Annotated in this window: 18 protein-coding genes; all 18 read right to left on the bottom strand. The window is 67.6% G+C overall.

The window, feature by feature from the left end:
• Positions 1 to 43: 43 nt before the first annotated feature.
• The 18 genes from ACP93_RS05835 to flgB all read right to left on the bottom strand — a co-directional run bounded on the left by ACP93_RS05835 (position 44) and on the right by flgB (position 18,649).
• Positions 44 to 622: a PilZ domain-containing protein gene (locus ACP93_RS05835; RefSeq protein ID WP_048489822.1), complete on the bottom strand. Its 579-nt coding sequence runs from the start codon at positions 620 to 622 to the stop codon at positions 44 to 46.
• Positions 619 to 918: a hypothetical protein gene (locus ACP93_RS05830; RefSeq protein ID WP_048489821.1), complete on the bottom strand. Its 300-nt coding sequence runs from the start codon at positions 916 to 918 to the stop codon at positions 619 to 621. The genes ACP93_RS05835 and ACP93_RS05830 overlap by 4 nt, the downstream gene beginning before the upstream one ends.
• Positions 915 to 1,334 (bottom strand): flagellar export chaperone FliS, encoded by a 420-nt coding sequence (fliS, locus tag ACP93_RS05825; RefSeq protein WP_010341674.1) that lies wholly within the window; start codon positions 1,332 to 1,334, stop codon positions 915 to 917. The genes ACP93_RS05830 and fliS overlap by 4 nt, the downstream gene beginning before the upstream one ends.
• 146 nt (positions 1,335 to 1,480) lie before the next feature.
• Positions 1,481 to 2,803 (bottom strand): flagellar filament capping protein FliD, encoded by a 1,323-nt coding sequence (fliD, locus tag ACP93_RS05820; RefSeq protein WP_048489820.1) that lies wholly within the window; start codon positions 2,801 to 2,803, stop codon positions 1,481 to 1,483.
• A gap of 197 nt (positions 2,804 to 3,000) precedes the next feature.
• On the bottom strand, positions 3,001 to 4,188 hold the full coding sequence (locus ACP93_RS05815) for a flagellin (RefSeq protein WP_048489819.1): 1,188 nt from the start codon (positions 4,186 to 4,188) through the stop codon (positions 3,001 to 3,003).
• Between the two features lie 95 nt (positions 4,189 to 4,283).
• Positions 4,284 to 5,471: a flagellin gene (locus ACP93_RS05810; protein ID WP_048489818.1), complete on the bottom strand. Its 1,188-nt coding sequence runs from the start codon at positions 5,469 to 5,471 to the stop codon at positions 4,284 to 4,286.
• Between the two features lie 932 nt (positions 5,472 to 6,403).
• Entirely contained in the window at positions 6,404 to 7,591 is a 1,188-nt protein-coding gene (locus ACP93_RS05805; RefSeq protein WP_048489817.1) for a flagellin, read from the bottom strand.
• Positions 7,592 to 7,925: 334 nt separating this feature from the next.
• A complete protein-coding gene (flgL, locus tag ACP93_RS05800) occupies positions 7,926 to 9,131 on the bottom strand; it encodes a flagellar hook-associated protein FlgL (RefSeq protein WP_048489816.1) in 1,206 nt (401 codons plus the stop codon).
• Positions 9,128 to 11,002: a flagellar hook-associated protein FlgK gene (gene flgK / locus ACP93_RS05795; protein WP_048489815.1), complete on the bottom strand. Its 1,875-nt coding sequence runs from the start codon at positions 11,000 to 11,002 to the stop codon at positions 9,128 to 9,130. Before flgK ends, flgL begins: the two co-directional genes overlap by 4 nt.
• A gap of 11 nt (positions 11,003 to 11,013) precedes the next feature.
• Complete coding sequence (flgJ, locus tag ACP93_RS05790) at positions 11,014 to 12,222, bottom strand: flagellar assembly peptidoglycan hydrolase FlgJ (RefSeq protein ID WP_048489814.1); 1,209 nt, start codon at positions 12,220 to 12,222, stop codon at positions 11,014 to 11,016.
• A gap of 1 nt (position 12,223) precedes the next feature.
• Complete coding sequence (locus ACP93_RS05785; RefSeq protein ID WP_017908576.1) at positions 12,224 to 13,342, bottom strand: flagellar basal body P-ring protein FlgI; 1,119 nt, start codon at positions 13,340 to 13,342, stop codon at positions 12,224 to 12,226.
• Between the two features lie 8 nt (positions 13,343 to 13,350).
• Positions 13,351 to 14,052, bottom strand: a complete 702-nt coding sequence (gene flgH / locus ACP93_RS05780) for a flagellar basal body L-ring protein FlgH (protein WP_048489813.1) — start codon at positions 14,050 to 14,052, stop codon at positions 13,351 to 13,353.
• Positions 14,053 to 14,075: 23 nt separating this feature from the next.
• On the bottom strand, positions 14,076 to 14,861 hold the full coding sequence (gene flgG, locus ACP93_RS05775) for a flagellar basal-body rod protein FlgG (protein ID WP_048489812.1): 786 nt from the start codon (positions 14,859 to 14,861) through the stop codon (positions 14,076 to 14,078).
• A 102-nt stretch (positions 14,862 to 14,963) separates the two neighbouring features.
• On the bottom strand, positions 14,964 to 15,719 hold the full coding sequence (locus tag ACP93_RS05770; RefSeq protein ID WP_048489811.1) for a flagellar basal body rod protein FlgF: 756 nt from the start codon (positions 15,717 to 15,719) through the stop codon (positions 14,964 to 14,966).
• A 148-nt stretch (positions 15,720 to 15,867) separates the two neighbouring features.
• A complete protein-coding gene (gene flgE, locus ACP93_RS05765; protein ID WP_048489810.1) occupies positions 15,868 to 17,091 on the bottom strand; it encodes a flagellar hook protein FlgE in 1,224 nt (407 codons plus the stop codon).
• Between the two features lie 30 nt (positions 17,092 to 17,121).
• On the bottom strand, positions 17,122 to 17,799 hold the full coding sequence (locus ACP93_RS05760) for a flagellar hook capping FlgD N-terminal domain-containing protein (protein WP_048489809.1): 678 nt from the start codon (positions 17,797 to 17,799) through the stop codon (positions 17,122 to 17,124).
• 41 nt (positions 17,800 to 17,840) lie between these two features.
• Positions 17,841 to 18,248, bottom strand: a complete 408-nt coding sequence (gene flgC, locus ACP93_RS05755; RefSeq protein ID WP_048489808.1) for a flagellar basal body rod protein FlgC — start codon at positions 18,246 to 18,248, stop codon at positions 17,841 to 17,843.
• Positions 18,249 to 18,250: 2 nt separating this feature from the next.
• A complete protein-coding gene (gene flgB, locus ACP93_RS05750; RefSeq protein WP_048489807.1) occupies positions 18,251 to 18,649 on the bottom strand; it encodes a flagellar basal body rod protein FlgB in 399 nt (132 codons plus the stop codon).
• Between the last annotated feature and the right edge of the window lie 20 nt (positions 18,650 to 18,669).

Genomic DNA, 18,669 nt, shown 5'->3' with positions numbered 1-18,669 from the left:
CGCCGCCAACCTCGTCGCGGTGGCCGGGGCGGCGGGAGCCGGCTCAGCGTGCGCGCCGGCTGTCGGCGATCTGCCGGCGGTGCAGCCGGAACAGGTGCCGTTCCAGGGCCTCTTCCAGGCCTGGCGGCTGTGTCTCGAACCGTAGCCAAAGTTGCACGACGCCGGCGGTGGTGGCCTCGGCCAGTACCCGTACCGGCAGTTCCAGGTGGTCCGGCAGCCAGTCCGAGGGCTGCAGGCGCAGCAGGCCGGCGGCGCCGGCGCTGGCGCCGGAGCGCGCGCCCAGGTCCAGCCGCACTCCCCGGCGCGACCAGCACAGCGGTCGCAACGGCAGGGCATCCTCGTGCTGGCGGGCCAGCCGGCCCAGCAGCACCAGCATCAGGTCGAGCTTGGCCTCCATCCGCTGGGTCTGCGCGGTGGCTTCGTTGCGGTCGTCGCTGCCGTCCTCGCCGCGCAGATCCTCGATCTGCGCCAGGCTGCGCAACAGCGCCTCGCCGGCAGCGAGCCGGCCGGCGCCGTTGCCCAGGCGGAAATCCGCCGGCAACGCCAGTTCGCAACTGAGGGTGTCATGGAACAGTTCGGCGTCGGCCGGATGCTGCCCGGCGCCGTCCGAGCCGGTGTTCATCCCAGCAGTCCGGCCTGCGAATAGAGCCGCGCTGCATGGCTGGACTGGCGACTGCTGCGCAGCCAGGCCGCGGCATGGTCGCGCTCCATGCGCATCTGCGCGGTCACCGCCTGCTGCAGGGCGAGCAGCGGCTTGAGCGCTTCGCGCGAGCGGTCGGCGCCGTCCTGCTGCAGATACGCCTGCAGGCGCCGCTCGTGGTCGGCGATCATGGCTTGCGCCAGTGCGTAGTCGTCGCCACGCAGGACCTCGCGCAACTCGTGCAGGTCGTCATGCAGGTCGGCGAGCTGGATGCTCACGACGCGTTCGCCGTGGCCAGTTCGCGCTGCTGCGCGGGGATGGCGGCCCAGGCCGCGTCGATCTCGCTGAGCAGTTCCAGCGCTTCGGTCAGCGCGGCGTCGTCGTTGTGCAGGTTGGCTTCGGTCAGCCGGTGCATCACGTAGTCGTAGAGCGCCGACAGGTTGCCGGCGATCTCGCCGCCGGCCTCGTGGTCGAGCGAGCCGTTGAGGTGGCCGACGATGGCGCAGGCCTCGCCGATCGCCTTGCCCTTGCGCGCCTGGTCGCCCTGCGCGAGGCAGGCCTGGGCCTGGCGGATGCGCTGGCAGGCACCAGCGAACAGCATGGCGACCAGCTTGTGCGGATCGGCATCGGTGACGCTGGTGGAAATGCCCATCTTGCGATATTGCTCGGCGTACTGGCGGCTGGAACCGTACATGGAAAACTCCTCGGTGGATCGGCTGGCCTCCGCGCCGTGCCGGTGAGCGGCGACGCTGTGGTTGCTGCGGCCAATCCGTAATGACTGTCGATACTCTTCTATCGGCCGCAACGCGTCTCGACTTGAGCCGTGCGGCCGCGTGCGCGTCAGCTGAACTGCTTGGTCAGGCCGTCGCTCACGCTCTGCATCTGCGTCACCAACGTCTCCATTGCGGTGAAGCGCGCGGTGTACTGGTCGGTCAGGGTCTGCATGCGCTTGTCGAGATCGCTGAGCTGGTCGGTCAGATCGGAAATGTGCTTGTTGAGCGCGTCGGTGCGTTGGGTCAGCGTGCCGCTGGTGCTGTCCAGATTGCTCTTCAGCAGGGTGCTCATGCCGGTGCCGAAGCTGCCGTTGTTGCCGAGCAAGGTCTTGGCCGCAGACGGATCGGCGGCCGCGGCGGTATCGAACTTGGCGCTGTCGAAGCTCATCACCCCGTCCTTGTCGATGGTCACGCCCATCGCCATCAGGCCGCTGACGTTGTCGCTGACGAGCCGGCGCAGCGACTGCTGCAGGCCGCGCACCATCGCATCGCCGGTCATCGGCGAGGCCTTCTTGTTGGTGGCGTCGTAGGCGCTGGACGACTTGAGCACGCTGTTGGCGGAGTTGTAGGCGCTGACCAGGGCGGTCAGGTTGGCCTTCAGCGGGGTGTTGTCGTTGGTGATGTTGAGATTGAATGTGGTGCCGGCCACCGCCTTGGTGAGGTTGATCGCCACACCGGGCACCAGGTCGGCGATGGTGTTGCTGCTGGAGGTGCGCTGGAAGCCGTCCACCTTCACCACCGCGTCGGCGGCGGCAATGGTCTGGGTCAGGCCGCCGCTGCTGCCGGCAGGGTAGGTGAGATTGGCCAGGCCGCCGTCGCCGCCGGAGGTGGTGATGGTCAGCGCGCCCTTGGTGCCGGTGTCGACCGCGTTGAGCACCAGGTGGTCGCCATCGTCGGCGGTGACCACGCTGGCGGTCAGGCCGGCACCGTTGGCGGCCTTGTTGATGAAGGCGGCCACGTCGCTGAGCTTGCTGCCGGCATCGACGTTGACGTTGAGCGTGGTGCTGCCGTAGGCGATGGTCAGGGTGCCGCCACCGACGACGGCGCCGCTGGCGTAGGCCGACGAGGTGAGTTTTTGCGACTGCGCCAGCTTCACCACTTCGATGCCGTAGCGGCCGGCATTGGCGCTGGAGGTGACGGTGGCGGTATAGCCGGCGCCGTCGTCGATGGTCGCCTTGTAGGCGCCCTTGTCGGCGCTGTCGGACACCGTGCTCATCGCCGTCTGCAGGTTGGACAGCGCGCTCTTGATCGTGCTCAAGGACGACAGCTGCGCACTGGAGGCGGTACCGTCGCGATTGATCCGGTCTTCCTGCGGCTGGCGTTCCTTCGATACCAGTTTGGCGACGAAGGTCGGGATGTCCAGGCCTGAGCCGATTCCAGTGGTGGACATGGTGGCGGTCCTTGAGGTGGCCGGCGCGCGATGCGCCAGCGGCTGAGGGGAGTATCGGCGCGCGGGGACGCTTCTTGAGCGTCGTCCGCGCGTCGCGACGGCTCCCCTGGCAATGCAAATCCTGTGCCGCGGCGAGGCGTCAAAAAAAAGGCCCCTCCTTGCGGAGGGGCCTTGGTGGTGCGGTGCGGCGGGGACGCTTAGCCCTGGAGCAGGCTCAGCACGCTCTGCGGCGCCTGCTTGGCCTGGGCCAGCATCGCGGTGCCGGCCTGCTGCAGGATCTGCGTGCGGGTCAGCTCGGCGGTTTCCTTGGCGTAGTCGGTGTCGCGGATACGGCTGCGCGAGGCCGACAGGTTCTCCGAGGTGGAGCTCAGGTTGGCGATGGTGGAGGTGAAGCGGTTCTGGATCGCACCCATGTCGGCACGCGAGGAGTTCACCGAGGTCAGCGCGTTGTCGATGATGCTCAGTGCCTTCTGCGCGCCCTGGAAGGTGGAGATGTCCACGTCCTGCAGGTAGTTGGTGGTGCCGGCGGTAGCGGTGGCGCTGGCGGCGATGCCGGCGTTGCTGAAGGTGATGCCGGTGGCGCCGGTGGCCGAGCCCGCGGTGAACGAGAAGTCCTGGCCGCCCTTGACCGATTCCAGCTTCAGCGCGCTGCTGGTCGGGTCGATCGAGGCGTACACGCCGGTCTGCGCCAGCTTGTCGTTGATCGCCGAGGCGATCTTCTTGGCGACATCCGCGCCGGCATCGCCATTGGCCACGGCGACCGAGGCGATGCTGACGCCATTGACGACCATGCCGGAGAAGCTGCCGCTGGCGGTGGCGGTACCGGAGGCCAGGGCGGCCGAGCCGGTCTGGGTGGCGGCGAAGCCGGCCTTGCCCAGTGCGCTCGCGCTGGCGTTGACGATGCTGTTGATGCCGATGGTCTGGCCGGCGTCGGCGCCGACCTGGAACAGCGCGCCGGAGAACGAACCGTCCAGCAGCTTGGTGCCGTTGAAGTTGGTCTGCTTGGAGACGCGGTCGATTTCCGAAGCCAGCTGCTTGACTTCCGAGTTCAGCGCGCCGCGGTCGGTGGTGGAGTTGGTCGCATTGGACGACTGCACCGCCAGTTCGCGGATACGCTGCAGGTTGTTGCCGATTTCGACCATCGCGCCTTCGGCGGTCTGCGCCAGCGAGATGCCGTCGTTGGCGTTGCGCGAGGCCACGTCCAGACCACGGATCTGGGTGGTGAAGCGCTCGGAGATCGCCAGGCCGGCGGCGTCGTCCTTGGCGCTGTTGATGCGCAGGCCCGAGGACAGGCGCTGGATCGTCGTCGCCAGGCTGGCGCTGGTGGTGTTGAGGTTCCGCTGAGCGTTCAGCGACATTACGTTGGTGTTGATGACCTGTGCCATTTGGATACCTTAATTTTTAACGTGTGATATGGCTTCCGCCGCGAGGGCTTCTAATGGCGTAGAAGCCCTAGGCGGTGCATCGCGGTTTGCTGCGCTTAGCCCTGGAGCAGGCTCAGCACGCTCTGCGGCGCCTGCTTGGCCTGGGCCAGCATCGCGGTGCCGGCCTGCTGCAGGATCTGCGTGCGGGTCAGCTCGGCGGTTTCCTTGGCGTAGTCGGTGTCGCGGATGCGGCTGCGCGAGGCCGACAGGTTCTCCGAGGTGGAGCTCAGGTTGGCGATGGTGGAGGTGAAGCGGTTCTGGATCGCACCCATGTCGGCACGCGAGGAGTTCACCGCCGTCAGCGCGTTGTCGATGATGCTCATCGCCTTCTGCGCACCCTGGAAGGTGGAGATGTCCACGTCCGCCAGGTAGTTGGTGGTACCGGCCGTGGCGGTGGCGCTGGCGGCGATGCCGGCATTGCTGAAGGTGATGCCGGTGGCGCCGGTGGCCGAGCCTGCGGTGAACGAGAAGTCCTGGCCGCCCTTGACCGATTCCAGCTTCAGCGCGCTGGTGGTCGGGTCGATCGAGGCGTACACACCGGTCTGCGCCAGCTTGTCGTTGATCGCCGAGGCGATCTTCTTGGCGACATCCGCGCCGGCGTCGCCATTGGCCACGGCAACCGAGGCGATGCTGACGCCGTTGACGACCATGCCGGAGAAGCTGCCGCTGGCGGTCGCGGTACCGGAGGCCAGGGCGGCCGAGCCGGTCTGGGTGGCGGCGAAGCCGGACTTGCCCAGCGCGGCGGCGCTGGCGTTGACGATGCTGTTGATGCCGATGGTCTGGCCGGCGTCGGCGCCGACCTGGAACAGCGCACCGGAGAACGAACCGTCCAGCAGCTTGGTGCCGTTGAAGTTGGTCTGGCTGGAGACGCGGTCGATTTCCGAGGCCAGCTGCTTGACTTCCGAGTTCAGCGCGCCGCGGTCGGTGGTGGAGTTGGTGGCATTGGCCGACTGCACCGCCAGTTCGCGGATACGCTGCAGGTTGTTGCCGATTTCGACCATCGCGCCTTCGGCGGTCTGCGCCAGCGAGATGCCGTCGTTGGCGTTGCGCGAGGCCACGTCCAGACCACGGATCTGGGTGGTGAAGCGCTCGGAGATCGCCAGGCCGGCGGCGTCGTCCTTGGCGCTGTTGATGCGCAGGCCCGAGGACAGGCGCTGGATCGTCGTCGCCAGGCTGGCGCTGGTGGTGTTGAGGTTCCGCTGAGCGTTCAGCGACATTACGTTGGTATTGATGACCTGTGCCATTTGATATCTCCTCTAAGCGATTTGTCCGGCAACCCGTTGGTGCCTGGAGCCTCCGCAGGGGGCCATCAATTGGCCAGTGCCGCTGCTGATACAAGTAACGGCGGCCGGCGCACAACCTTTAGTGATTTACTGCCGAAAATTTGGCGTTCCGGCGATTTGCGCGACACCAGAATCGTGGCGAAAGGCTTGTTTCGGCCGCGCGTTGGCAAACTTTAGGCTTCTCGCCCAAGTCCGGGAAAAAGCGGCCCGGATCTCGTCGAGGGCGATGTGCTCGATGCTCTCGATCGTGTGTCGCGTCGCCGACGCGAACGCTTGACCTGCCGGCATGCAGCGTGTCGTGGCGCAACGGCTTGGCCATCTCTGCTTCTATCTGTCTGATCGCTTTCCGACTGTCCTTGGCGATGAACTGGAAGGGTGTCGCTCGTCCGGCGATGTGGGCCATGCCGGGGGGCTTTCAGGTCGTGCATTGTGTTCGTGCTCATCGTCATGCCTCTGCGTGCAAAGCTGGGCGTCCGCCGTTCGAAGAAGGACATGATCTCGACCACGTACGGTCTCGGCCTGCCCACCACAGCACTCGCGTGTGCTTCGCATCGACGACCAAGCATTGCAGGCGGTCCTGGAGCGCGGCGGCGGTCACCGCCAACTGCTGCACGCCATCCTGTCGCGCAACAGCCCCGGCAGTCGGTGGCCGTGGCCGTCTTCCGTCGATCCCGCATAACGGATCGCATGCACGGGATCACCGCGGATCGCATGGCCACGCCGTCAGCTCGCCATCGCCCGACCAGGCAGGGCAGGTTTCGCTTTCGGCGTCGAGGACTGCAGCGCGCGGCGATGGCTGTTCATCCGGGATGCGACGGCCCGTGGCGGAAAGAGGGAACAAAAAAGGCCCCTCCTTGCGGAGGGGCCTTGGTGGTCGTTGCGGCGGGCGACGCTTAGCCCTGGAGCAGGCTCAGCACGCTCTGCGGCGCCTGCTTGGCCTGGGCCAGCATCGCGGTGCCGGCCTGCTGCAGGATCTGCGTGCGGGTCAGCTCGGCGGTTTCCTTGGCGTAGTCGGTGTCGCGGATGCGGCTGCGCGAGGCCGACAGGTTCTCCGAGGTGGAGCTCAGGTTGGCGATGGTGGAGGTGAAGCGGTTCTGGATCGCACCCATGTCGGCGCGCGAGGAGTTCACCGCCGTCAACGCGTTGTCGATGATGCTCATCGCCTTCTGCGCGCCCTGGAAGGTGGAGATGTCCACGTCCGCCAGGTAGTTGGTGGTACCGGCCGTGGCAGTGGCGCTGGCGGCGATGCCGGCGTTGCTGAAGGTGATGCCGGTGGCGCCGGTGGCCGAGCCCGCGGTGAACGAGAAGTCCTGGCCGCCCTTGACCGATTCCAGCTTCAGCGCGCTGGTGGTCGGGTCGATCGAGGCGTACACGCCGGTCTGCGCCAGCTTGTCGTTGATCGCCGAGGCGATCTTCTTGGCGACATCCGCACCGGCGTCGCCGTTGGCCACGGCAACCGAGGCGATGCTGACGCCGTTGACGACCATGCCGGAGAAGCTGCCGCTGGCGGTCGCGGTACCGGAGGCCAGGGCGGCCGAGCCGGTCTGGGTGGCGGCGAAGCCGGACTTGCCCAGCGCGGCGGCGCTGGCGTTGACGATGGTGTTGATGCCGATGGTCTGGCCGGCGTCGGCGCCGACCTGGAACAGCGCACCGGAGAACGAGCCGTCCAGCAGCTTGGTGCCGTTGAAGTTGGTCTGGCTGGAGACGCGGTCAATTTCCGAGGCCAGCTGCTTGACTTCCGAGTTCAGCGCGCCGCGGTCGGTGCTGGAGTTGGTGGCGTTGGCCGACTGCACCGCCAGTTCGCGGATACGCTGCAGGTTGTTGCCGATTTCGACCATCGCGCCTTCGGCGGTCTGCGCCAGCGAGATGCCATCGTTGGCATTGCGAGAGGCCACGTCCAGGCCGCGGATCTGGGTGGTGAAGCGCTCGGAGATCGCCAGGCCGGCGGCGTCGTCCTTGGCGCTGTTGATGCGCAGGCCCGAGGACAGGCGCTGGATCGTCGTCGCCAGGCTGGTGCTGGTGGTGTTGAGGTTGCGCTGAGCGTTCAGCGACATTACGTTGGTATTGATGACCTGTGCCATTTTGATATCTCCTCTAAGCGATTTGTCCGGCAACCGGTTGGTGCCTGGAGTCTCCGCAGGGGGCCATCAATTGGCCAGTGCGGCTGGTGATATAAGTAACGGCGACAGGCGCGCAACCTTTAGCGATTTACTGCAGATAATTTGCCGTTCCGGCGGTTCGCAAGCGGCCTGGAACACGGCGGAGAGCCTTTCTCGGCCGCGGTCCTGCAAACTTTAGTGCTTCGTGCGAGTTGTCTACTCATCCAGCGGCGATGGCGATCTTTTTGTATAACGCAAAAGGCCCGGAGGCGTCGCCGCGCTCCGGGCCTTTTGGTATATCCGGTTTATCGCTTGATTACCCGAGCCGGTCGAACAGCGACATCTTCTGCATCTGGGTAAAGATGGTCTGTGCCGCTTTCAGCGCCGACTGTTCCAGCTGGTACTGGGAAATGGCCTGCGCGTAGTCGAGGTCGCGCAGCGAGGACAGGGTGGTCTTCAGGGTCACGTCGTTGGCGGCGCGCAGGTCGGTAGCGTTGTCGATCGCCGCGAGCTGGGCGCCACCGGCGGCGCGCGCGTCGATCATCTTCGACGAGGCCTGGGTGATGTCGCGCATCGACGATTGCAGGCCGTTCTGCAGCGCCGACTTGGCAGCGGGGGTGATCGGATCGGTGTTGAGCAGGTTCACCAGGTTGCTGATGGTGGAGAACACGTCCTTGGTGGTCGACGGCCCGATCTGGAAGCTGTCGCCGGCGGCCGGTGCGCCGTCCACGCGCATCTTCAGGCCGGGCAGGCCGATGCTCTCGCCGGCGGCATAGGTGCCGGTGTTGACCACGGTGCCACCGCTGTCGCGCACCTCGTAGGTGGTGGCGGCGGTGAACACGACGCTGTAGCTGCCGCCGTTCCAGGCGCTGCCGGAGCCGTCGCGGCTGAAATCCAGCAGCAGGCCGGTGCCGGTGTTGCCGGCGGCCGCGTGCGCGTCGACGGTGCCGTCGCCGGTGGGCACGCGCATGAAGATCTCGCTGCCGGGCAGGGTGTCGGAGACCTTGGTGTCCGGGGCTACTTCCACGCTGCGCTGAGTCTGGTTGCCGCTGTAGACCACGTTGCCGGCGACCACGGCGAAGGGCGCGGCGTCGTCGGCGGTGCCGCCGAACAGGTAGCGGCCGGAGCCGTCGGTGCTGTTGGACAGGCTCAGCAGGCTGTCGTGCAGGGTCTTCAGCTCCGCCGCGATGGCCTTGCGGTCGGGGGTGGTCAGCGCCGAACTATTGGCTTCCACCGTCAGATCCTTGACCCGGGCCATCAGGTCGCCGGCCTGCGACAGCGAGTTCTCCTGCAAGTTGAGCCGGTTCTGCACGTTGGTGGCGTTGTCGCCGAAGCGCGCCAGCGCGGCCACCGTGCGATCCAGGCTGACCGCGGTGCCCGCGGCAACCGGGTCGTCGGCCGCGCTGACGATGCGCTGGCCGGTGGACAGCTGCTGCTGCAGGTGCGAGATCGTCGCCTGCTTGCCGAGCATGGTGTTGAGCGACTGATTGAAGATCATGCCGCTGGAGATGCGATTGCTCATCGGACCGCGCTCAGGATGGACTGGAACAGGGTGTCGGCGGTGGAGATCAGGCGCGAGGCCGCCTGGTAGGCTTGCTGCAGCCGCAGCATGTCCGCCGCCTCCTCGTCGAGGTTGACGCCGGACAGCGAATCGCGCGCGTCCTGGGCGCTGCTCTGGATCACGTCCTGGGCGTCGGCGGCGTACTTGGCCTGGCGCGCCGCCGAGCCGACGGTGGTGGTCAGGCCGGCCACCGCGCCGTTGAGGGTGATGGTGCCGCCGTTGAACGCCTTGCTGTCGTCCAGGTTGGACAGCAGCAGGGCGTTACCGTTGTTGCTCGAGCCGACCCCGGTCGGGCCCACCGCGAAGCTGTCGCCGGCCGACGGCACGCCGTCCATGGTCAGGCTCCAGCCATTGGCGCTGATGGTCTGGCCGGCGGTGTAGGTCTGCGGCGCGCCGCCGTTGATCGAGTAATGGGAGGAATCGATGAAGGCGATGTTCGCCGGCGTCAGCAGGTTGGCGTTGCTGGCGTTGGTCGCGGTGACATTGCTGACCTTGCCGGTGCCCAGGTTGCTCAGCGTGGCGCTGGCCTGGATCGGCGTCGCCGCGGCGATACGCGAAGGGTCGGTGATGGCCACGGACAGCTTGCTGATGGCGTTGGCCGTGGGCTGCAGCAGGAACTTGTCGCCGCTGGCGGCGGTACCGGACACCTGCAGGGTCACGCCGTTGACCACGAACGGGTCGGCGCTGGAGCCGGAACCGGTCATGGGGACGCTGGCGCCGGTGTCGGCGCGGCTCGCGCTCCAGGCGGTGCCGTTGTAGGTCAGCAGCAGGTTCTGCCCGTCGAGCTTGCTCAGGTCGCTGACGTTGGCGGTGAACGCCGCGGTGCCGGTGTTGGCGCTGCTGCCGTCCACGGTCGGCGGCGGCAGATTGAAGAAGTCGCCGCCCATCTGCCCGTACAGGTCCATGCCGGCATGGTGCTGCTGGTTGTAGCTGCTGGCCACGCCGGTGGCGATGCGGCCGAGTTCGGCCTTGGTCGGGTCCAGGACGGTGCTGCGGAACTCCAGGAAGCCGCCGATTTGACCGCCCAGCGCCTTTTCGCTCAGCGGGGTCGAGCCGCCCTGGGTCTTCACCGCGATCTGCAGCCGCTCCGGCTGATAGGGATCGGGGCTGGCGACCAGCGTCGAGGCGTTGGTGCCGACCACCATCGCTTGGCCGCCGGACGTGTAGACGTTCATCATCCCGCCATCCTGCTGGATGACGCTGCCGCCGGTGTAACCGATGAGCTGCCCGATCATCTGGTCGCGGCGGTCGAGCAGGTCCGGCGCGGCGGCATTGGCGTTGGAGCCGATCTGGCCGTTGAGCTTGGCGATCTCGGTGGCCAGGCGGTTGGCTTCGGCGGTGCCGGCCAGCAGGCCGTTGTTGACCTCGCTGCCAAGCGAATCGAGCTGGCCGTTGAGCTGCTTGAAGCGGGTGACCAGCGAATTGCCGGCGTCCAGCAGGTTCTGCCGGTTGGCGCTGGCCGAGGCGTTGGAGGACAGGCCGCTGGTGGCGTCGAAGAAGTTCGACCACTGCCCGGCGATGCTGGTGGCCTTGTCCGAGAACAGGCCGTCGACACGGCTGGACAGGCTGGACAGCTGCTTCAGACGCGCGACTTCGCCGGTGCTGTCGAACAGGCGCGAGATCGCCAACTGGTCGGCGACGCGGGAGACGTCGGTGATCTGGGTGCCGTTGCCGATGAACTCGCTGCCGTACTGGCTGGGGACCGTGGTCGCGAACGTCGTCCGCTGCCGGCTGTAGCCGTCGGTATTGATGTTGGCGACGTTGTGGCTGACCGTGGACAGCGCCCGCTGGAAGGCGAGCAGGGCGCCGGTACCGGTGGAGAGGATGGACATGGGCGGCTACCTCAACGGCGCACGAGGCCGGACGAATCGACGGTGCTGGCCAGCACGCGCTCGATGCCGCCGGCGGCAGCGCTGCCGATCGCGGCGACCGCGCGGCCGATGGTCGGGCCGCCGGCGATGGCGGCGATCTTGGCCGCGTAGGCCGGGTCGGTGGCGTAGCCGGCGCGCTGCAGGCCCTGGGCGAAGCCGCGGATGTCGGTGCCGGCCTTCAGCGCCTGCTGGTAGCGCGGATTGGTCTTCAGCAGGCGCACGTAGTCGGCAAAGCTCTCTGCCGGCGAGGAATAGGCACGGAAATCGGCGGTCTGCGATTGCTTGACCCCGTCCACGTACTCGTGGGTACCGGTGGTCACGCGCTCCCCGCTCCAGCCGGTGGCCTTGATCCCGAACAGGTTGTTGGAACTGGCGCCGTCGCCGCGGGAGATGCCGCGTCGGCCCCAGCCGGTTTCCAGCGCGGCCTGCGCGACCAGGGCGCGTGCGTCCACGCCCAGTTCCTGCGCGGCCTTCTGCGCATGGTTCCAGATCTTGGCGACGAAGCCTTCGGGAGTGCGCTCGCCGAGGCTGGCCGCCGCGGCGTTGGCGGCCGCCGCGGCACCGGGATCGATGGCGGTGCCGCTGTCGGCGGCGGCCTGCACGTTCGACCAGCGGTCGTCGGCGCCGGCCCAGGACATCCCGGCGCTGCCGTCGGCCGGGCTGCTGCCGATGGCCTGATGCATGGCGCTGCTCTCGCGGCCGGCGATCATGTCCAACACCTGCTGCTGCGGGGCGGTGGCCGTCTCGGCACCGCTCCACGGGCCGACGCCAGCGCCTGCTGCGGCACCGGCGCCGAGCGCGGCTTCGCCCTGCAGCGGCATCGGAGCGTTGCCGGACTGGCCGGACACCAGCGAATAGGCCTTGGCCGCCTTGGCCGCGCCCAGCGACGTATTGGTGGGCGTGGCCGCGGCCGGCTGCCCGCCGCCCAGCTGCTTGGAGATCATCGCCGCCAGGCCCAGCCCCTTGCCGTCGGTCAGGCCCTTGGCCAGTTGCTGGTCGTACATGTCGCGGAAGGTCTGGTTCTCGCCGGGGAACAGCGAATTGCCGAAGCTGGCCTCGCGCATGCTCTTGACCAGCATGTTGGCGAACTGTCCTTCGAGCTGGCGCGAGACCTTGTCGATCTTGGCCGGATCGTTCTGGGTAGAGGCGTGCAGGTCGAAGGGAGCGGCCGAGATACGCATGTCAGATCACCTCCAGCTCCGCGCTCAGGGCACCGGCCTGCTTGAGCGCTTCCAGAATCGCGATCAGGTCGCCAGGAGCGGCGCCGACCTCGTTGACCGCCCGCACGATCTGATCCAGCGAGGTGCCGCCCTCGAACTTGAACATGCGGCTGCCTTCGTTGGTGGCGGTGATGGTGGACTTGGGCGTGGCCACGGTCTGGCCGCCGCTGAGCGCATTCGGCTGGCTGACCTGGGTGCCTTCGCTGATGGTCACCGTCAGCGAGCCGTGCGAGATCGCCGCCGGGCTGACCCGCACCTGCGAGCCGATCACCACCGTGCCGGTGCGGGCATTGACCACGACCTTGGCCGCCGCCGCGCCCGGCGACAGTTCCACATTCTCGATGCGCGCCAGCAGGCCGATGCGCGCGCTCTGGTCGGTGGGCGAACGCACCGCCACGGTGGAGCCGTCCACCGCGTGTGCGCTGCCCGGGCCGAAGGTGCTCTCCAGCGCGGAGACCATGCGCGAGACGGTGGTGAAATCGGGCTGATGCAGGTTCAGGGTGATCTCGCCGGTGTTGCCGAACACGTCCGGCAGCGCACGTTCCACCGTCGCGCCGTTGGGGATCAGGCCGACGCTGGGCACGTTCACCGAGATCCGCGAACCGTCCTTGCCCTGCGCGCCGAAGCCGCCGACCACCAGGTTGCCTTGCGCGACCGCGTAGACCTGGCCGTCGGCGCCCTTCAGCGGCGCCATCAGCAGCGTGCCGCCACGCAGCGAGATGGCGTTGCCGATCGAGGAGACGGTGATGTCGATCGTCTGGCCGGGCTTGGCGAATGCAGGCAACTGCGCGCTGATCGCCACCGCGGCGACGTTCTTCAGCTGCGGATTGACGTTGGCCGGCACGTTGACGCCCAGCTCGCCGAGCATGTTCTTCAGGCTCTGCACGGTGAAGGGCGCCTGGCTGGTGCGGTCGCCGCTGCCGTCCAGGCCGACCACCAGGCCGTAGCCGACCAGCGCGTTGTTGCGCACGCCGCCGACCTGGGCCAGGTCCTTGATGCGTTCGGCCGCGGCCGGGGCAGCCAGGCCTGCGCACAGGGCGACGGCGGCAAGCAGGCGGCAGGGCAGGGACAGGAGAGTCATGGCGGGCCTCAGTACGGCGAGATGCGTGAGTTGAAGAAGCGGCTCAGCCAGCCCATCGCGTTGGACTGCGCGACCGCGCCGCGGCCGCCGTAGGCGATGCGCGCGTCGGCCACCTTGCTGGAAGGAATGGTGTTGTCCGGGGCGATGTCGGCGGCGCGCACCACACCCTGCACCTGCACCAGCTCGTCGCCCTGGTTCAGCCGCAGGTTCTTCTGGCCCTGGATCACCAGGTTGCCGTTGGGCAGGCGCTGCATCACGGTCACGGTGATGCTGCCCTGCATGGTGTTGCTCTGTGCGGTGTTGCCCTTGCCGGCGAAGCTGCGATCGCCGCTGGTGGAATTGTTGAGGATGTTGGTGCCGTTGACGGTCAGCGGCGCGCCGAGCAGGGTCGGCGTGGCCATGGTCACCGCATCCTTCTTGCTGATGCTGGTGTTGGCGGTGCTGCTGGCGTTGGTGCTTTCGACCAGAGTGATGGTCAGCAGGTCGCCGACGTCGCGGGCGCGGCGGTCCGAATACAGCTGCAGGCCGGGGCCGGCGGCGTAGATCGCACCGGCCGTGGGTTGCGCCTGCGGCGCCATCACCGGCGTGATCGGCGCCATCGGCGCGTACGGACGCACGTCGCCGGCGGCCACGCCCAGGCCGGCGCAACCGCCGAGCAGGACCGGCAGCAGCAGCGCGGCGGAGAAGGAGAGAGAGGACAGGCGCGACATGGCGGATTCCGGAGGCGAGGGGATCAGACGTTGTTGTTCAGATAGCCGAGCATGGAGTCGGTGGTGGAGATGGCCTTGGCGTTCATCTCGTAGGCGCGCTGGGTCTCGATCATGCTGACCAGCTCTTCCACCACATTGACGTTGCTGCCTTCCAGCGCGCCCTGCGCGATCTTGCCCAGGCCGTTGAGGCCGGGCGTGCCGTTAGTCGCCGGGCCGGAGGCGGCGGTTTCCACGTACAGGTTCTGGCCCTGGGCCTGCAGGCCGGAGGGATTGATGAAGTCGGTGAGGGTCAGCGAGCCGACCTGCAGCGCGGCAGCGGTGCCGGTGACCTGCACGCTGACCGTGCCGTCGGCACCGATGGTCACCGACTGCGCGCCTTCCGGGATCTGGATGCCCGGCTGGATCGCGTAGCCGCTGTTGGTGACCAACTGGCCCTGCGCATCGATCTGGAAACTGCCGTCGCGGGTGTAGGCCGTGGTGCCGTCCGGCATCTGCACTTCGAAGAAGCCGCGGCCGTTGACCATCACGTCCAGGGCGCGGCCGGTCTGCTGCTGGCTGCCCTGTTCGAAATCCTTGGCGGTGGCGACCACGCGCACGCCGGTACCGATCTGCAGGCCCGAGGGCAGCTGCGTCTGCGAGGAGCTGGCGCCGCCGGGCTGCCGCACCTGCTGGTACAGCAGGTCCTCGAAGTTGGCGCGGTCGCGCTTGAAACCGGTGGTATTGGTGTTGGCCAGGTTGTTGGAGACGACCGACATGCGCGTCTGCTGCGCATCCAGTCCGGTCTTGGCGACCCACAAAGCCTGATTCATGACCCGAATTCCTCTGATGGTGGCCCCGGCACGACGCGCCGGGGGCGCAGGGAGTGATGCACGTGCCGTGCCAAACCGGCGCCGCTGGCGCCGCGGCGTGCCTTAGCCGTTCAGACGCAGCAGCGTGTTGGCCGATTGCGCGTTCTCGTCGCCGTTCTTGATGACCTTCACCTGCATTTCGAACTGGCGTTGCAGCTGAATCATCTGCACCAGCGCGCCGGCGGCATCGACGTTGCTGCCTTCCAGCACGCCGGTGTGCAGCGAGGCGCCGGTGGCGGGCGCGAAGGCCTTTGCCGGGTCGTCGCTGACGTTGCGCATCAAACCGTCGGGGCGGCGGGTGAGCTGGTCCGGCGGCGCCTGCACCACCTTGAGCGTGGCGATGGTGCTCATGGCGGTGGGCGCCTCGCCCAGCGGCACGATCGACACCGTGCCGTCGTTGCCGATCTCCAGCGACTGGTGCGGCGGAATCGCCACCGGATTGCCCTGGTCGTCGAGCACCGCATGACCGCTGGCGGTGACCAGTTGGCCATTGGGGGTCAGCGCCAATTCGCCGCCGCGCGTGTACGCCTCCTTGCCGTCGGCGGCCTGCACGGCCAGCCAGCGATCGGTATCCAGCGACACGTCCAGCGGATTGCCGGTCTGGTGCTGCGCGCCGACGGCGCGATTGAAACCCTGGTCGATGTGCACCGCATCGATGCGCGACGGATAACCGGCGCCGGGAATCCGATACGCCTCGGTGTTGTCCAGCGCCGCCTTGAACCCGGAGGTCTCGACGTTGGCCAGGTTGTGCGACACCGTGGCCTGCGCCTGCAGCGAGGCGCGGGCGCCGGTCATGGCGACGTAGAGGGCTTTGTCCATGGGTGTGGGCCGTGATTCGAGAGGAGGGATTCGGGATTCGAAGGAGCGGCAGTGCCGCGGACGATCGGAAGTGGTGGCTCAAGCTGGCGCCCGGTCGACGGGACGCCAGCGGTGACGAATCACCAATCCCGAATCACCAATCCCGGCCTTAACGCATATTGATGATCGTCTGCGTGACCTGATCCTGGGTCGAGATCACCTGGGAGTTGGCCTGGAAGTTGCGCTGCGCCACGATCATGTTGACCAGCTGTTCGGTCAGGTCGACGGTGGAGGATTCCAGTGCGCCGGACTGCACGCTGCCGAAGTCGGAGGTCGCCGGTGCGCCGGTGCGGGCGATGCCCGAGGCCGAGCTTTCCGCCCAGGCGTTGTCGCCGAGCGAACTCAGGCCCTGCGGATTGACGAAGTTGGTCACCGCGATCTGGCCCAGCGCCTTGTCGGCGTTGTTCGAGTAGCGCGCGTAGACGATGCCCTTCTCGTCGATGCTGATCGAGTTGAGCTTGCCGCTGGCGTAGCCGTCCTGGGTCGAGCCGCGCAAGGCGAAGGCTTCGCCGTACTGGGTCGAGCCGAACACGTTCAGGTTCAGCGACAGGGTGCCGGCGCCGGTGCTGGGGGTGAAGGTGCCCAGCGCGATCTTGCCGTCGGCCGGGCTCACCAGCGCGCCGCTGTTGGAGAACTGCAGCGTGCTGGCGCCGCCGGCGGCAACGCCGTCCACGTAGTTGTAGACGGTCCACTGGTTGGGCGTGGAGGTCTTGACGAAGTACGAGGTCTGCACGTGGGCCACGCCCAGCGAGTCGTAGACCGTGGTGCCGCCGCTGGAGTTGTTGTAGCTGTTGGCGTCGTTCGGATCGAACGTGGTCACCGTCGGCGGCTGGGTGTTGCCGGGCAGGGTGAAGGTCAGATTGACCGTGCTGGTCTGCTTGGGCGGGCTGTCGGTGGTGAGCAGCTGTAGGTCGGTCAGGGTGCCGGCCGCGAAGCCGTTGCCGTTGCTGGCCGGCGGGAACACCTGCAGCCGGCCGCCCTGCGGATTGACCACATAACCGTTGGCGTCGGTCTGGAAGTTGCCGGCGCGCGAGTAGACGCGGGCGCCGTTGTTGGACAGGGTGAAGAAGCCGGAGCCGGAGATGGCCAGGTCCAGGCTGCGCCCGGTCGGATCGATGGTGCCCTGCGAGAACTGCTGGGCGACGTTGCTGACGCGCACGCCGGAACCCACCGCGTTGCGCGCCAGGCCGTAGCCATTGAGCGTGAACTGGTCGGCGAACTCGGCGCGCGAGCCCTTGAAGCCGGTGGTATTGGCGTTGGCGATGTTGTTGGCGGTGACGTTGAGGTCGGTATTGGCCGCCCTGAGGCCGGACAGCGATGTATTGAAACCCATGGTGGACTCCTGTGGATGGTCGGCGTGGCGTTAGCTGACGCGGAGGACGTTGGTCAGCGGCGTGGTGCCGAGCCCGGTCAGATCGAGATAGATGCCGTCCGATCCGATGATGGCGCTCTCGACCGGCGCCTGGACGTAGGTGGACAGGGACAGTTGGTTGCCCTGGGCATCGGTCTGCCCAGCGGTGATGCTGTAGCTGCCGGCCGGCATGCGCTTGCCGCTGGCGTCGGTGCCGTCCCAGGCGAAATCGAGCTGGCCGGCCTTGTCGGCGGTCAGGCTGATCTTCTTGATCGGCTGGCCGTTGGCGTCGCTGACGGTGACGTCCACCACGCCCGCGGCCTTGGCCGCGACCAGGCCGCCGGTGCTGCCCTCGGCGCCCAGCGGCAGCGATGCCGACGGCACCAGCACCTTGTGCCCGATCAGGTTGGCGCCGCGCAGCACCTGGTCGGTGCTCATCGACGAGGACAGCGCGGTCACGGTCTTGTTGAGGTCGCCGATGCCCTGCACGGTGGACAGCTGCGCCATCTGCGCGACCATCTGACTGTTGTCCATCGGCTTGAGCGGATCCTGGTGCTGCAGCTGCTCGGTCATCAGCTTCAGGAAGTCGGCCTGCTGCAGCGCCTTGTTCTTGGTGGTGCTGGTATTGCTCGAGGCGCTCAGGCCCAGACTGGAATAGGTGGTGTCGGTGGAGTTGGTGACGCTGGTCATGGAAGCGGTCCTGGGACGTGACGCGGCGGAAGGAGGGCGGCTCAGCGGCCCATGGTCAGAGTGGCCAGCGCCAGTTCCTTGGCGGTGTTGAGGACCTCCACGCCGGCTTGGTAATTGCGCGAGGCGGAGATCAGGTTGACCATCTGCGAGACCGGATCCACATCGGGCGAATAGATGTAGCCGTCGGCGTCGGCAAGCGGATGGCCGGGTTCGTAGCGCTTGATCGGCGGTGCGTTGGTCGTGGCGATTTGCTTGACGTTGACCGAGGTCAGGCTGCTGTCGTGCGGGTTGCGTACCGCCTGGAAGATCGGCTCGATCGGCTTGTAGGCCGCCTCCGCCGAGCCGGCCACCGAATCGGCGTTGGACAGGTTGCTGGCGATGGTGCTCATGCGCACCGACTGCGCATGCAGCGCGGAGCCGGCGACGCCGAAGATCGGCAGGTTGCTCATGCTTATTGCCCCGTGATCGCGGTGAGCATGCTGCGCACCTTGGATTCGACGAAGCTCAGCGAGGCGCGGTACTCCAGCGCGGCGCGGCCGTAGGCGGCGCGTTCTGCATCCGGATCGACGGTATTGCCGTCCAGGCTGGGCTGGCTGGCGGCACGGGTGACCTGGAACGGGTTCAGGCCATCGCCGCCGACCGCGATGTGGCGGCTGTCGTCGACCGCGAGCTGGGTCCCTTCGCGCTGCCCCTGCGCGGCACGCATCGCCGCGTCGAAATCCAGGTCCTGGGCCTTGTACCCGGGCGTGTCGACGTTGCTGAGGTTGCTGGCGATCAGCTTCATGCGCTGCTCGCGCAGCGGCAGGGCATCGCCGTGGACGCCGAAGTAGGCTGTGATCGGATTGGACATGGCACGATCCCGCGGTTCGT

Origin of the sequence: Xanthomonas sp. NCPPB 1128 (assembly GCF_001043115.1) — a bacterium.
Taxonomy (GTDB): Bacteria; Pseudomonadota; Gammaproteobacteria; order Xanthomonadales; family Xanthomonadaceae; genus Xanthomonas_A.
The sequence above is the reverse complement of the archived record's forward strand: the minus strand, read 5'-3'. Positions and strand labels throughout refer to the sequence as shown.